This window comes from Nocardia sp. NPDC059228 (assembly GCF_042754245.1).
GTDB lineage: Bacteria > Actinomycetota > Actinomycetes > Mycobacteriales > Mycobacteriaceae > Nocardia.
In genome coordinates, this window is record NZ_JBHZAL010000013.1 from 197,019 (window position 1) to 210,974 (window position 13,956).

At 66.6% G+C, this 13,956-nt stretch carries 14 protein-coding genes; 7 read left to right on the plus strand and 7 right to left on the minus strand.

The genetic code is table 11. From position 1 onward, the window contains the following. Positions 1–13: 13 nt before the first annotated feature. Both ACFXKA_RS21665 and ACFXKA_RS21670 read right to left on the minus strand, forming a co-directional pair. Entirely contained in the window at positions 14–394 is a 381-nt protein-coding gene (locus ACFXKA_RS21665) for an NADH-quinone oxidoreductase subunit A (RefSeq protein WP_033090134.1), read from the minus strand. Positions 395–722: 328 nt separating this feature from the next. Then, complete coding sequence (locus ACFXKA_RS21670; protein WP_379428612.1) at positions 723–1,142, minus strand: hypothetical protein; 420 nt, start codon at positions 1,140–1,142, stop codon at positions 723–725. Between the two features lie 208 nt (positions 1,143–1,350). Between ACFXKA_RS21670 and ACFXKA_RS21675 the strand changes: the two genes are divergently transcribed. Next, a complete protein-coding gene (locus ACFXKA_RS21675) occupies positions 1,351–2,529 on the plus strand; it encodes an FHA domain-containing protein (protein ID WP_379428613.1) in 1,179 nt (392 codons plus the stop codon). Positions 2,530–2,755: 226 nt separating this feature from the next. Then, positions 2,756–3,187: a CBS domain-containing protein gene (locus ACFXKA_RS21680; protein WP_354832789.1), complete on the plus strand. Its 432-nt coding sequence runs from the start codon at positions 2,756–2,758 to the stop codon at positions 3,185–3,187. A gap of 123 nt (positions 3,188–3,310) precedes the next feature. Here ACFXKA_RS21680 and ACFXKA_RS21685 read toward each other — a convergent pair whose 3' ends face one another. Then, complete coding sequence (locus ACFXKA_RS21685) at positions 3,311–3,547, minus strand: hypothetical protein (protein WP_379428614.1); 237 nt, start codon at positions 3,545–3,547, stop codon at positions 3,311–3,313. A 277-nt stretch (positions 3,548–3,824) separates the two neighbouring features. Continuing rightward, positions 3,825–4,313 (minus strand): hypothetical protein, encoded by a 489-nt coding sequence (locus tag ACFXKA_RS21690; RefSeq protein ID WP_379428615.1) that lies wholly within the window; start codon positions 4,311–4,313, stop codon positions 3,825–3,827. A gap of 161 nt (positions 4,314–4,474) precedes the next feature. Here ACFXKA_RS21690 and ACFXKA_RS21695 point away from each other — a divergent pair, with 161 nt between their 5' ends. From ACFXKA_RS21695 to ACFXKA_RS21705, 3 genes are all read left to right on the plus strand, one after another. Next, positions 4,475–4,897, plus strand: a complete 423-nt coding sequence (locus tag ACFXKA_RS21695) for a hypothetical protein (protein WP_379428616.1) — start codon at positions 4,475–4,477, stop codon at positions 4,895–4,897. A gap of 9 nt (positions 4,898–4,906) precedes the next feature. Next, the gene (locus ACFXKA_RS21700) at positions 4,907–6,187 is read left to right on the plus strand and encodes an ATP-binding protein (RefSeq protein WP_379428617.1); all 1,281 of its coding nucleotides are present in this window, start codon (positions 4,907–4,909) and stop codon (positions 6,185–6,187) included. 593 nt (positions 6,188–6,780) lie between these two features. After that, complete coding sequence (locus ACFXKA_RS21705) at positions 6,781–8,286, plus strand: FAD-binding protein (protein WP_379428618.1); 1,506 nt, start codon at positions 6,781–6,783, stop codon at positions 8,284–8,286. 78 nt (positions 8,287–8,364) lie between these two features. On the opposite strand, the gene ACFXKA_RS21710 is transcribed toward ACFXKA_RS21705, so the two are convergent. Both ACFXKA_RS21710 and ACFXKA_RS21715 read right to left on the minus strand, forming a co-directional pair. After that, positions 8,365–8,727, minus strand: coding sequence for a MarR family winged helix-turn-helix transcriptional regulator (locus tag ACFXKA_RS21710; protein ID WP_379428619.1), 363 nt, complete (start codon positions 8,725–8,727; stop codon positions 8,365–8,367). A gap of 99 nt (positions 8,728–8,826) precedes the next feature. Beyond that, positions 8,827–10,593: an MFS transporter gene (locus ACFXKA_RS21715; protein WP_379428620.1), complete on the minus strand. Its 1,767-nt coding sequence runs from the start codon at positions 10,591–10,593 to the stop codon at positions 8,827–8,829. 540 nt (positions 10,594–11,133) lie between these two features. Here ACFXKA_RS21715 and ACFXKA_RS21720 point away from each other — a divergent pair. After that, complete coding sequence (locus ACFXKA_RS21720) at positions 11,134–11,817, plus strand: MspA family porin (protein WP_379428621.1); 684 nt, start codon at positions 11,134–11,136, stop codon at positions 11,815–11,817. Positions 11,818–12,004: 187 nt separating this feature from the next. Continuing rightward, complete coding sequence (locus tag ACFXKA_RS21725; protein WP_379428622.1) at positions 12,005–12,649, plus strand: hypothetical protein; 645 nt, start codon at positions 12,005–12,007, stop codon at positions 12,647–12,649. A 340-nt stretch (positions 12,650–12,989) separates the two neighbouring features. Here the strand turns inward: ACFXKA_RS21725 and ACFXKA_RS21730 are convergent, their stop codons facing one another. After that, complete coding sequence (locus ACFXKA_RS21730; RefSeq protein ID WP_379428623.1) at positions 12,990–13,943, minus strand: redoxin family protein; 954 nt, start codon at positions 13,941–13,943, stop codon at positions 12,990–12,992. Positions 13,944–13,956 lie beyond the last annotated feature (13 nt).

The window sequence follows — 13,956 nt, forward strand, 5'->3', positions numbered from 1 at the left end:
CCCTGTGCGCCAATCAATCCCAGCTGAGACCGCCGCGCCGCCACTCGTAGGCGTAGGCGACCGAGACGTTGAAGATGAACAACGCCATGGCGGCCAGCCCGAACACTCCGAGCGCGTCGAAGTGCACAGCCCACGGGTAGAGGAACACGATCTCGATGTCGAAGATGATGAACAGCATGGCGGTGAGGTAGTACTTCACCGGAAAGCGCTGGCCCGCAGCATTTCCCGGCCCGCCCGCGACAGCGTGGGGGGTGGGTTCGATACCGCACTCATAGGCTTCGAGCTTTGCCCGGTTGTAGCGTTTGGGGCCGATCAGGGCCGCCAGGAAAATGGAGAACACCCCGAACGCGGCGGCCACCGCGCCGAGAACCAGGGTCGGAACCTCGATATTCACAACAGCACTACCCCTCCTGCGAGCTGGACGACGCAATACGGACGGCAGCTGCCGAGGCGCGGGCTGACATCGTCGTCCGCCGGCCAGTCTCGTTCCCCGGGCACCGCTCAGCGACGGCACGGACCTTCGGGGAGTGAGGCGGTGGCTTCATTGATACCGATGCCCGCGCTCGTGTGAGCTACGGCACAGCCTACAACTCGGATGAGAAGATACATCACGATTCGCAAACGCGTTTGATCGAATTCGGAACGGCCTTTTATGACCGATCGGACGCAATCACGAATGTCACGTGACATGGGTTTGCCCTGATCACGAGGGCGAACGAAGATCAGGCCGCGAAGCTATTACCGAGCACACCCAGGACAGCGTCGGTGAGCCGGATGGGGTCGATCGGATGGGGCACCGCGGCCTCGGCGCGCGACCAATTGGCCAGCCAGGTATCGTCCGGGCGGCCGGTCAGCACGACGATCGGCGGGCAGTCCGCGATCTCGTCCTTGAGCTGCTTGGCCAGGCCGAGACCGCCCTCCGGGGCCGACTCGCCGTCGAGGATCAGCAGATCCAGATTGCCGGCGTCCACGCGCTCGAGGGCGACCGGCCCGGTCGCCACCTCGAGATATTCGATGGGCGGCAGATCCGGGTGCGGCCGTCTGCCCAGCGCCAGCATCACCTGGCTCCGGGTATCGGCGTCATTGCTGTAGACGAGGACCCGCACCGCGGCGGGACGTTTCGCATCGGCCACGTTCCGCATGCTACGTCGGTGGTGGGGGAGTGCGGGGCAGCTTCGCCCGAAGTCGCGCGCGCGTCGCGGAATCGCCTGTCGCGCACTACGTCGATGGCCGATTGTTCGTAATTCACGACCGGTACCATCCAGCGAATGAGGGGATACATCACGCAGCGCCTCATCGAAACCGACGTGTGGACCGACGGGTTGGTGGAGCAGGCGGGGGCCGGGTGAGATGAGCACGCGGGTCGAGGTGGTGCCGGGCGACCACCTGGTGGCCAGCGTGGACGGCGTGGTCGCGATTGTCGCACACCGGGATTCGCGGCCGCTGGCCGCCGGATCCGACGCCGTGGCGGTGCTGGACAAGCTGCTGGATCTGGTCGCGGAGGCGTCGTCGCGGGAGACCCGGCGGACCGGGCGGACCTTCGCCCGGCTGGTCAGCACCTGGCTGATGGCTCGCGACGACGAGGAGAACGTCGAATTCGGGGTGCTCACGCCGGGCAGCCGCGGGCTGGCCGTATTCCTGCACGGGCAGGTCACCGCGATCCTGGAGGACGAGCAGCGCCGCGAGGTGCTGCACGGGCGCGACGCGGGATTCAGCGTCGACCGGGTGGTCAGCCCCGCGCCCGCGCGGGCTGCGGCGGTGTTCGTGGACGACGGCGAGCCGCGGGCGACGTTGCCGCCGCCGGGTATCTTCGCACTGCGCGATGGGCGGGTACCCGGGTCCGGGGCGGTGATGTGGCGGGAGGACGCACCCGATACACCGGTCGGTGGCGTGTCGGCGGGAGCACGCGATTCCGGGGCGCGCACGAATCCTGATCCCCGCGTGCGGCAATCGAGACGCAATGGGCAGCCGGCGAACGAGCCCGCAAGGTCGGGGGACGCCGTGTCCGGCAGCGCAGGCAGGAATGCACCGCGTGCCACTCGGCTCGGGGTCGTCGTGCACGGATACGATTGCGCGCGTGGGCATCTCAACGATCCGCGGGTCTCCCGCTGTGCGGTGTGCGGCATTCGGATGGAACCGGTGACCGGTGTGCTCACCGAGGGCATCCGGCCGCCGCTGGGTGTGCTGCAGCTCGATGACGGGACCTCGTATGCGCTCGACAGCGATCTGGTGATCGGGCGGGAGCCGGAACGATCCGACCAGGTGCGGCGCGGTGCGCAGGCGATTCGGATCCCCGACACCTCCGGCGGCATGTCGCGGGTGCACGCCGAGATCCGGCTCGTGGGGTGGGACGTGCTGGTGATGGACCGCGGCTCGGCCAACGGCACCCACATTCGACCGCCGGGCCGTCCGGATTGGGTACCCGCGGCACCCGGACAGCTGACAGTGCTGAAACCGGGCAGTCAGCTACTTCTTGGCGGCCGGGTATTCACCTTCGATTCTTCGATCAGTCCGGGCTCTCCGCCCTAGGATCACATGAGAATTTAGTCAGGTCAGGCGTACGTTCGGCACCGCGACCACGGCAGACGATGTCAGTCGGCAAATATGTAGATAACCCTGTTGCCGGAAGATGGAACGCGAGCCTCGATGCCCACGCATCCGGTTAGGCATCGAATCGCAATCTTTGCTGGTCACGCCCGGTTATCAGCGGCATCCTAGTAACCACGGATAGTCCCGAGCGTTGGGCGGTGGACACATGCGAATCTCCGAAATACTGCGCCGGAAGGGCAGCGGCGTGGTCACGATTGCACCGGATGCATCAGTGCGTGAACTGCTCAGGGTCCTGGCGACCCACAATGTGGGCGCGGTGATCGTCTCGCGAGACGGTGCCGCCATGTCGGGCATCGTCTCCGAACGAGACATCGTGCGCCGACTCCACGACCAAGGCGCCGCACTCCTCGACGCCTCCGTCTCCTCGATCATGACCGCCGCCGTGCACACCTGCTCGCCCGACGACCGCGTGGAAACCCTCAACGCCACCATGACCGAGCACCGGATCCGCCACCTCCCGGTCCTTCGCGACGGCCGGATGATCGGCATCGTCAGCATCGGAGATGTTGTCAAGAGCCAGATCTCCGAACTCGAAACCGAGCGCGAAGCCCTGGTCAAGTACCTGCAGCACGGCTGACGGATAAACACACTCGTTTCACCCGACTGCCTGCCCGATACGATCGAATCGATTCGTCGTATCGAGAAAAGGCTCTGCGCCCGTGCAGTGAAAGCCCAACGCCTGACGACACTCTGGGCGATTTCACCAAGCGCAGCATTGCACTTCGAACGTGACGACCTCCGCGCCCTCGCCTACCGCTTCGACAACGACAAATGGTGTACCGGCCAGCGTTTCGCCGCCTACACCCAACTCCTCGGCGACCGCTTCAGCGGCCGAGTTCTCTCCGGCGCCCACGCCAATCCCAGCCCCGCACCCTTCTTCCAGCACATCGCCCCACACAGCGTCGTCACCGCCCACCTCGTCGACGAACAAGGCCACCACACCCTCCAGGGCCCGAGACGAAATCCTCGCCTACCTCCGCACCCGCCTCCACCCCGAACCACCCGCGTAGCCTCGCTCGGCTGCCGAAGTATCCGACCCTCGCCGCGCTACGCCGACGACGGGTTCCGGACTGGCGACGATGGACCAGCCACTTGCACGATGCTGCGCCCCGGACAGCACCGTCGCCTATCAGGTTTCGGACGCCTTCAGTGACTGATTCGCTGAGGTCCCAGCCGCTTTCGTATCAAAACAATGGGTGGCGGCGGCTCGACCCTCACCGGCGTTTCTTGAGCCTTGGCGTCTTCGGTGTCTGTTCGACATTCCGAGCATGTCGGCCCTCCGATTCGCGGTGGTGCCTCCGCAGCGCAACGTCCACTGGTTCTGCGCCGACGATGCGGAGGTGTACTCCCGGTAGCCCTTTGTGTGCGCCGTGCTTGGACATGCGGGTCACCACCGCGTCCCCGACGCGCAGCGGTTTGTTGAAGTTCGTCGGGACATAGGCCAGGACCTGCATCGGGGCAGCGCCAGGTCTGTCGTAGGGCGTGAGGGAAACTACCCGAGGCAACGGCGACTTGTTCGGGCGGTCGTTGGACGCGGGTTCCCGGGTAGGACCGACCTCGGTCACCACAAACGTCCTGTCCGGCCATTTCTTCCGTCGTGTCGCCGCGTACCCGAGCGCGGCCGAACGATACGTGTGATCAGAAACTGCGAGCTTGACGCCAATTTCATCGTCACCGCGAAGCCTCTGGCTGCTTTTACTCATTGCCCTCACCTTCCCGCGAGTCGTCTGCGGGTAACGGCGTGCCCGCAGCTGTGCTGAACCCAGTTGAGCAGGGGACGTATCCGCTGCTCAGCATGCCATCACGCTGGCCAGACCGAGGCCGAACCTCACTAAATCCGCCACGTGCCCGGGCACCCCACCCAATGCTGACCGATCCGCTCCAGCAGGGCATCGCGGTGAAGATCCTCGACGGCATCGCCGGCGGCGAGCACGACCCGCGGGTGCTGGTACTCGTCGATCTGAGCCCCGCGATTCCGACGAGCGGCCCGTTCCGCAGGGGCGCGGTGTCGGCGCGGCAGTGGACTGCGGAGGATGGGGAGGCGTTCATCAACTCTTTGCGCAGTCGGGCGTTGCCGATCGGTGTCCACTGCGCGCTGCGTGGAGATCAGCCTGTTCCTGGAGCTTCTGCATCAAGCCCGCGATGGCTGGGTGTGCAAGTGTGCCGAGAGTCCTGCAAGCTCGCCATGGTGACCAGCAGGGCCAGAAGCCGCAGGAGCTGGGCACGTTGTTCGCGCGTGGCGGTGTTGTCGCCGCAGCGGGGAGAATGGTGGTCCGCGGTCGGGTGAGGTGGTGTCATGGCTCTGTGGCGATTGCGCGACTTCCGAGAAGGCGATCTTGACCAAGCGCTTCGGATATGGGATCAGAACCGGCAGATCGACGATGCGACGCCGGTGTTTTCCATCTCCGAGGCGATGGCGGCGGCCCGGGGCGGCCAAGGCGGCGTCGTGGCCGTGGTCGGCGAGGAACTCGTCGGCATCGCGGTAGCGCAGGTCCATGGGGAGCGCGCCTGGGTGCTCCTGGTGGCCCTGGCAGGACAATGGCGCGAGCGCGGGATCGGCAGCGCGTTGCTCGCCGAGCTCGAGCGACGACTGCGTGCGCAAGGGGTGCGCCGCATCAGCGCGCTGCTGCCCTCGCACAGCACCGGAACCAAGGCCCTGGAGAATTCCGGTTACCTCGCTCGTGGCGACCTCACCTACTACGAACGGCCCGAGCCGTCCGGAGTGGCCGACGCGGACCTGCTCGCGCTGCTCGGGGGGCGGATGCTGCCGGTGGGACTGTGGAACCAAATGGCCGGCATGGAGGCGGAGAAGCGGATCGTCGAACAGCGGATCGTGCTGCCGCTGGCGGAACCTGCCTTGTCCGAGCGGTACAACGTCGCCCCGCCGAAGGCGTTCATTCTGTTCGGTCCCCCCGGGACCGGCAAAACGAGCTTCGCCAAGGCGGTGGCTTCCCGACTGAAATGGCCTTTCGTGGAGTTGTTTCCCTCCCGGCTCGCCGCAGCCACCAGCGAGGGGCTAGCCGCGGCCCTGCGGGAGGCGTTCGCAGACCTCGCCGAACTGGAGGCGGTGCTGCTCTTCATCGACGAGGTTGAGGAGATCGCTGGTGTACGTTCCGGGCAAGCAGTCGACCCCGGGCACGGGGTCACCAATGAGCTGCTCAAGCTGATCCCCGGATTCCGTGAGCACGATGACAGGCTGTTGGCCTGCGCCACCAACTCGGTCCGCTCCCTCGACCCGGCTTTCATGCGACCTGGCCGCTTCGACTACATCATCCCGATCGGCCCGCCGAACTCGGGCGCGCGCGCGGCAATCTGGTCCCGCTATCTCGGCTCCGCCGCCGAATCGGTGGATGTGGCCGCGCTGGTCGCGGCGAGTGAGCTCTTCACCCCTGCCGACATCGAGTTCGCTGCACGCAAGGGCTCGCAAGCGGCCTTCGAGCGCGAGGTCAGCCGGCGACTGGGCAAACCGGCCAGCACCGACGACTATCTTGACGCCATCGCCAACACACGACCGACGCTCACCACGCAGGCCATCGAGGAGTTCACCGAGGACATCGAGACCTACAGCCGCCTCTGACCGAGGAGAGACCGGTTCAACTCAACGGGGCCGGATCATCGAGCCACGACAGTGTCGTGGCGATGTTGGCATCGGATTTCGCAAGGTCATAACAGAAGTCGTGCTCGGGGCGATCGGGTACGCGTAGGCAAGAGACGAGACGGGCTATCCGGCGCAAGACGTTGTCAGTGCCAGCGGTATCGCAGAGGCGGACCAGGGCTCGGCCTTGCTGCGCAATCGCTTGGATGAACGCCGAGGAGGCGGCCGGCGCGATCGCTTGCGCGGCTCGTGAAAGCCCCACTCCCGCTGGGAAGTCCGCTGCGATCAGTCGGCTTCAAGCCGACGTCTCGAGGCACCAGGCCGCGATGTCCTGATGCCGTGCCTCATCGGCGATCGCGCGCGCCAGCCGCAGCCGGGCGGACGCGGCTCGCGGTCATCCCGGATCGATCCGGTGCGGTCGACACATCCGGGCTCGATTGAGCGAATGAACAGTGGGTGAACCATGATCGAGTGGTGTTGTGTTGTCCGATGGGTACAGGCGGGTCGCGAACTTTGATATCTGAAGCGAATAACCGGGCGGCGCACCGCATCTCGATCGGATTCGGGGGACCGTTGTGAGACCTCGCTTCGCACGCAGCGTATTTCTCCGGGGTGCGCTCGGAATCGCGGTCGCCGGTGTCGGTTTCGCTGGAACTACCCGACTGCCCGCCTCCGACGCGGCGCCCGCCGCGGGCTCCTCCGACGGCGCTGCCGGCTCCTCGGACAGCGTCTCCGGCTCCGGCACCGGTAGTGCCGACCCGAAATGGCGTGCGTTGCAGGACAAGCTGCGTGGCCGGGTGATACTGCCCGGCGATCTCGGATACCCGATGGCCAAAGAGGTCTTCAACACTCGCTTCGACGACGAGATGCCCACGGCCATCGTGCAGGTCGCGGATGCCGCCGATGTGGCCACGGCCTTCGGCTTCGCGGCCGAGAACGATCTCCAGGTCGCCGCGCGGGCGGGCGGGCATTCCTATGCCGGGGTCTCCACGGCGACCGGCACATTGATAGTCGACGTCCGGCGGCTGCGCGGCGTCCGAGTCGAGGCTGGACAGGCCGTCATATCACCGGGCCACACCCTGTACGAGGTCTACGGGGAACTCGACCGGTCCGGGCAGAGCCTGCCGACGGGCATGTGTCCCAGCGTCGGCGTCGCGGGTCTCACCATGGGCGGCGGGTTCGGCTTCGAATCCCGTACCTACGGCCTCACCTGTGATCGGCTGACCGCCGCCACCCTCGTCTTGCCCGACGGCACCATCACCGAGGTGTCGGCCACCGCCAGCCCCGACCTGTTCTGGGCGCTGCGTGGCGGCGGCTCGCTGTTCGGCATCGTTACCTCGCTGACCTTCGACACCATCCCGGCGACCGCGAAAGACGTGGTGCGCCTGACCTTCTCGGGCGAGAACGCGGATCGCGTCATCGGCGGCTGGCAGGAGTGGCTGCGCGGCGCCGACCGCGAGCAGTGGGCCGATGTCAGCCTGGACGCCGACGGCGAGGGCGGCCTCCGCTGCTGGATGCAGCTGGTCTGCCCGGCGGGTTCGGCCGATACGGTGACGGCCGCGCTCACCGATGCGATCGGCGTCGCGCCCGCCAACACCGATACCCGCACCCTCAGCCATATGGACACCGTTCTGTATCTGGCAGGCGGCACGCCGGATCAGCCGCGCGTCGCCTTCACCAACGGCTCCGACATCGTCTCGGACCTCACCCCCGACACCATCGGCCGGGTGCTCGAGGCCATCACCCGGTTCTCCAGCGTCGGCGGCACCGGCTGGGTGCAGATCAACACCCTCGACGGCGCGATCCGCGACCTGTCGCCCACCGCCACCGCCTTCCCCTGGCGCGACCACGCCGCCATGGTGGAATGGGGTGCCTACGAACCGATTCCGCACGACGCCGCACTGGCCTGGCTCTCCGACGCCCACGCCACCCTCGCCCCCGATTCGGTCGGCGCGTACGTCAACTACCTGGAGCCCGGCGATCCGCTGTCCCGCTACTACGGCGACAACCACACTCGCTTGTCCGAGCTCCGCACTCGTGTGGACCAGGACAATCGGATCCGTTCCGTCCTGACCTCCTGAGCACGCGCCCGGCGATGACCGGGCACCGACGCGGGCAGGGGAGTGCTGCCAGACGTCGCCTCGCTGAGCCGGACGACGCTACTGGTCGAGGGCCTCGATGAGGGTGTGGAGGCCGGATTTGACGGACTCGCGCTGAGCCGGGGTGAGGGATTCGAGGGCGCCGGCGAAGCGCTGGATGCGGGCCGAGGTGAGGCCGGTGACCAGGTTGTGGGCGGCGGCCGTGGCGGTGAGGAGTTGGGCCCGGCCGTCCTCCGGGTCGGCGTCCCGGGTCAGGTAGCCACCCTTTTCCAGGCCCGTCACTATGCGGGACATGGTCGGGGCGCTGACCCGTTCGATATTGGCGAGGTCGCCCAGACGGAGAGGTCCGGAGCGGGCGACGGTCGCCAGGGCCGAGGCCGCCCCGGGGCTGAGGGCCCCGAGGTCGCCGGAGTGGCGCAACAAGCGTAGGAGGCGGCCGATCGAGTGGTACAGGTCGGCAGCTTCGGTGAGCTGGTCGGGGTCGGCGACGCTCGTGGGCTCGGGCAGCGTGATCTCCTCCGGTCAGATTCCCTCGCGGACGGCTTCCCGCAGTTCGGCAGCCTCGTCCGGGACGGTGGGGCTACCGGCGAACCACGAGGCCACCGCGCCGATCAGCATCATAATCGCGGCTCCCAGGAAGACCACGACCAGACCCGAGTGGAACGGGCCAGAGATCAAGTGCGGGAAGAACTCCTGGCCGGTGAGGACGTCCTTGTGCACGCCCGGGTGGTCCAGGATGCCGGTCGGGCCCAGCAGCGCCTCGATCGGGTTCACGCCGAGAAAGGCCGCGAACAGGCTGCCGACCGGCGGCAGACCGGAGATGTTCTCCGCGACATCGGCGGGCACACCCTGCGCCTGCAGACCCGAATTCATCGCGCTCGGCAGCGTATTGGACAGGCCGATGATCATGAGCGAGAAGAACACACCGATCGACAGCGCCATACCGCCATTGAGCAGCGTGCCGCGCATGCCGGACGCGACACCGCGCTGCGACGCCGGCACCGCGGACATGACCTCGGCGGTGTTGGGCGAGGCGAACATGCCCGAGCCCAGGCCGTTGAGCGCGATGACCACCGCGAACGCCCAGTAGGGGAAGTCCACCGGCAACACCACCAGCAGCACGAACGTCACCGCGGTGATCGCCATGCCGAGGGTCGCGAACAGCCGCGGGCCGTAGAGGTCGGACAGCTTGCCCGAAACCGGCCCGGCCACAAGGAATCCCACCGTCAGCGGCAGCAGGTAGATGCCCGCCCAGAGCGGCGTGGACTCGTAGTCGAAGCCGTGCAGCGGCAGCCAGATGCCCTGCAGCCAGATGATCAGCATGAACTGCAGACCGCCACGGCCCAGCGACGACATCAGGCCGGCCAGGTTACCGAGCCCGAACGCTCGGACCTTGAGCAGCGACAGGTGGAACATCGGCTGCTCCACCTTGGTCTCGATCCAGCAGAACAGCGCGAGCACCGCGATGCCGCCGAATACCGCGGCCAGCACCCACGGGTTGGACCAGCCGGTATTCGAATCCCCGTACGGCTGAATGCCATAGGTGATGCCAGTGAGCAGGGCGGTCAGTCCGACCGCGAAGGTGACGGTGCCCGGAATGTCGAGCGAGCCCGCGTTGCGCTGACCATTGTCGTGCAGCGACCGGTACGACCACACGGTCCCGAGAATGCCGAACGGCACGCTCACCCAGAACACGGCCTTCCAGTCCCACTGCGCGAGCAGGCCGCCCAGCAGCAGGCCCAGGAACGAACCGGCCACGGCCGCAACCTGATTGATGCCGAGCGCGAAGCCGCGCTGTTCGGCGGGGAACGCGTCGGTGAGGATGGCGGCCGCGTTGGCCATGAGCATGGCGCCGCCGATTCCCTGGAACACACGCCAGCCGATGAGCCACACCGCGCCGCCACCGTGCGTGAACGGATCGAACGAGAGCGCGACCGCCGCGATCGTGAAGATCACGAACCCGTAGTTGTAGATCTTGACGCGGCCGACCATGTCGCCGAGCCGGCCGAACATGACCACCAGCACCGCGGACGCGAGCAGGAAGCCCATCATCATCCACAGCAGGTAGCTGACATTGCCCGCCGCAAGCGGGTTGAGATCGATGCCCCGGAAGATGTCGGGAAGCGAGATGATCACGATCGAGGAGTTGATCGTGACCATGAGCATGCCCAGGGTCGTATTCGACAGGGCTACCCACTTGTAGTGCGGGTGGTCATGCTCGATTCGGAGTCGCCTCCGAATGGTCTGGACATCACCGGTATCCAAACCGGTGGTTGGGGCCGCAGCCATCAGAGCCTCCCGCAAGTCAACGAACGAACAGCGCCTCAATATAGTTGCATGTCGCTAACTAATAAAATCGTGTGATGGCTCACTCACCGGAATCGCCTGCCGCATCCGGCCCACCTCGACACCCGCCGGTAGCCGATGAGCGCTCCGCCACTACCGGCAGGATCGAGCGCGTCGAGTCGAGAGTGAGAGGATCGGGGCGGGCATGCGGCCGAGTGTGTGAGAAAGGTCCGACAAGGATTGAGGGACAACCCGACTGCTCAACACGTTTTCCGGACGCCCCCGGAGTTGTTGCGGTGCTGCGGATTCCGCGCGGCACCCGAACGGTACGAGAACCGCTTTCCGAACGCGAGCGTGAATCAACAAGGGAGGCGGCTTCGGTGTCGATGTTCGTCGGGTCGACGGGGTGGCCTGGTCGACACGCTTTTGCTGTGACACCGCCTGGCCGGTGGCACCGTTTAGGCTTGCCAAGCGGTATCCCCTGTGCGGGTTTGTTCCTGTGCTGTCGAGTTTCCTATCGTCGCGAACCGGAAGGCTCCAGGCATGCGACGTTCGTTCACCGGCGCCCTGGTTGCCACGGCCGCCGCGAATCTGGCCGCGGTAGGCCTGTGTACCGGTGGCGCCGGACTCGGCCGCGCCCAGCCGCCCGGCGCAGACGTCTCCGGTGGGGGAGTCCATCTGACGGCGTCGGTCGACAGCATCGAGGCGAACCCGCCCGGTGACCGGACACCGAACTTCCTCATGACGTTCTCGCATGCCGCGCAGATGTCCGGCGATTACTCGGTCACCGTCGACGGCGGCCAGATCACGTCCGGACAGGCGGTCGCGGGATTCATCCTCGGCTGCGGGATCAGTGTGGACGGCGGCTTCGGTGTCGAGATCGGCACCGGTCAAGGGCTGGGAGTCAGGATTCTCCCCTTGGTCGGCCTGCCCAGCGCCTCGACCATCCTGCCCGGTACGGGCCGGCCCAGTGTCGGCGGGACTCTGGGTGTGGGCGAAGGCGTGTTCGGGAACCTGGGACCCGGCCAGGTCACCGTTGTGACGACGGAGACGGCCCGTCTGGATGCCAGCACGACGTTTCCGTATCGCATCGCGTTCAACAATGCCGCGCTGAACATCGCCCAATGCGCCTCACCGGTGTCGGCCGTCCCTTTCGTCACCACCACGGTGAGCACCGCCGAGGGACTCGCGCAGACCACCGCCTACGGCGACCAGTTCACCTTCTGAAACCCGGCCGAATCGGGTCCTACGGGCGAGATCCTGTACTGGCGGCCAGGCTGGTCCGCAGGCCCAACGGTGCCGGTAGCATGGGCTGCGCCCCCGCGTGTGATGTGCGCACGATGCCGCGCTGCGGGGTGTCTGCTGCAAGTTCGGTTCTTCTCCGGATCTTCCCGACCACGTGAGGAGTTCGACGATGACGACTGTGGCACCAGCCAGTAACTGGCCTCTCATGCTCGGCAGTGCAGCGGTGTTTCCCGCCCTGGACGGCGGTCTGAGCGCACCGTTCATCTTGGTGGGCGACTCGGATATGACAGCCGCCGATCCCGGTGCCTTCGCTCGGCAACTCGACAGCCCGAGGTACTCGTTCCGGGAGGCGCTGCGCGCCGCCGGCGCCGATTTGATCCTGGTGTCGCTGGGCGGTAGTGACACTCTCGACGGCGGCGCCCACCGCAGTGTGCTCGAGGTCCTGTTCCGCGCGATCGGCGAGCGCCTGGGCTCGACTCCGTTCACGGTGTGCGGGATCGGGCGTGGAGCCCTGCAACTGCGCTACACCCTGGCCAGGTGCGAGTGCGACCGCATCGACCACCAGACCGGGCAGTTCGTGTCCTACTCCAGCACTACCCCGACCGCCGCAGAGGCCGACGAGCTCAACCAGGTCGGCTGCTGGCCGGTCATACCCCGCAGACTCGAGGTCGCAGGCCCCGGCATCACCGCGGACAGCTTCGACTACGAGAACAGCGCCTTCGACGACCTGATCACCGGCGCGGCAGCCAACCGGAACCCGCTGTTCACCGAAGAACTGGGCACCAACATCATCGAACAGACCATCGATCTATAGGACATGCGCCCGCGTGTGCCGGATCGGTAACCATCTGGACGGACACCGGGCCCGCTCGGCAAACGCTCGCCTTCACCACGCAAGGCGAGCGTTTGTCGTTCCCTTCCCCGCCGGACCCGATGGTCCCTCGACACCGCGATGGTGTTCAGTGGCCGCATCCCACCAGAAACCTGGATCAGGTCCTGGCCGGGATATGACCCTCACACCAGTCTCTGATCAGCCACTGACCGCGCTGACAGAACCGGCCCGCGCGCGGTGCCAGCGCAACGACCCGAGCCCCACCCGAATCACCGAATGGAGGCTCAGCAGAGTCTCTATCACCGGCGATACCGGCGCCGCCCTACCCGGCCCGCGAGCGAGTGGTATTCGATCGGAGCCACTCGATCACCTGCTCGGCATGGCGGTCTGGCGGGAAGACCGGGTAGAAGACGTGCTCGATGACCCCGTCCCGGACGACGAGTGTCAGGCGCTTGTACAGATCGCGGCCGCCCGACTCGAAGGCGGGAAGCGATAGTTCGGCGGCCAGGTGGAAGGAGGTGTCGGAGAGCAATCCGAACGGAAGGTTCAAACGGTCGACGACCTCGCGCTGATATTCGGTGTCCTGACTGGACAGTCCGTATACCCGGGCGGCACCGGCCGCCAGCAATTCAGTGTGATGGTCGCGGAAGCCGCACGCCTCCGGGGTGCAGCCACGTGCGCCGGGGATCTCGTTCCACCCGAGGGGTATGTCGGTATCGGGCCGGCCGGTGAGTGGATAGAAGTAGATGATCGTCCGCCCAGCAGGCAGCGCGGCCAGATCGACCTTCGTACCGTCCGTGCAGTCGAGCACGAGCGCGGGCAGCCTCGTACCGGGCAGATGTGCTGCCGCGCCGTCGTCCTCGGGCACGGGCAAGTCCGACGGCAGTGTGAAGAGGTCGGTCACAGGTGGCGCGACCCGGCTGTGGCGATAGGCGGCATCACGCAATCGAGCCGCGAGCGCGCCTCGGCGTTCGTTCAAAGCGGTGATGCGCGAGTCGATTTCATCGATGGCACGCTGGTATTCCGCCAGCGATGCCGGGCAATCATCGACGTGCTCACCGCCCGAGGCGAGGCATTCGAGAAACGGCCGCGTCTCATCGACCGGAATCCCGAGTCGGCTCAGCTCCTTGATCTCACACACGAGCCGCGCGTCGTGCTCGGAGTACTCGCGGTAGCCGTTGCCGGAACGGCCCGGCGTGATCAAACCCATTGCCTCGTAGCGTCGAATCGCCTTCGGGCTCACCTTCGCCAGCTGCGCAACCTGCCCTATTCTCACCCGCAGACGGTAA

What these genes read in the sequence shown, in the direction of transcription:
- ACFXKA_RS21680 (WP_354832789.1), top strand. Translation starts at nt 2,756, where the DNA reads ATGCGAATCTCCGAAATACTGCGCCGGAAGGGCAGCGGCGTGGTCACG.
- ACFXKA_RS21690 (WP_379428615.1), bottom strand. Translation starts at nt 4,313, where the DNA reads ATGAGTAAAAGCAGCCAGAGGCTTCGCGGTGACGATGAAATTGGCGTC.
- ACFXKA_RS21715 (WP_379428620.1), bottom strand. Translation starts at nt 10,593, where the DNA reads ATGGCTGCGGCCCCAACCACCGGTTTGGATACCGGTGATGTCCAGACC.
- ACFXKA_RS21720 (WP_379428621.1), top strand. Translation starts at nt 11,134, where the DNA reads ATGCGACGTTCGTTCACCGGCGCCCTGGTTGCCACGGCCGCCGCGAAT.
- ACFXKA_RS21700 (WP_379428617.1), top strand. Translation starts at nt 4,907, where the DNA reads ATGGCTCTGTGGCGATTGCGCGACTTCCGAGAAGGCGATCTTGACCAA.
- ACFXKA_RS21725 (WP_379428622.1), top strand. Translation starts at nt 12,005, where the DNA reads ATGACGACTGTGGCACCAGCCAGTAACTGGCCTCTCATGCTCGGCAGT.
- ACFXKA_RS21675 (WP_379428613.1), top strand. Translation starts at nt 1,351, where the DNA reads ATGAGCACGCGGGTCGAGGTGGTGCCGGGCGACCACCTGGTGGCCAGC.
- ACFXKA_RS21670 (WP_379428612.1), bottom strand. Translation starts at nt 1,142, where the DNA reads ATGCGGAACGTGGCCGATGCGAAACGTCCCGCCGCGGTGCGGGTCCTC.
- ACFXKA_RS21695 (WP_379428616.1), top strand. Translation starts at nt 4,475, where the DNA reads ATGCTGACCGATCCGCTCCAGCAGGGCATCGCGGTGAAGATCCTCGAC.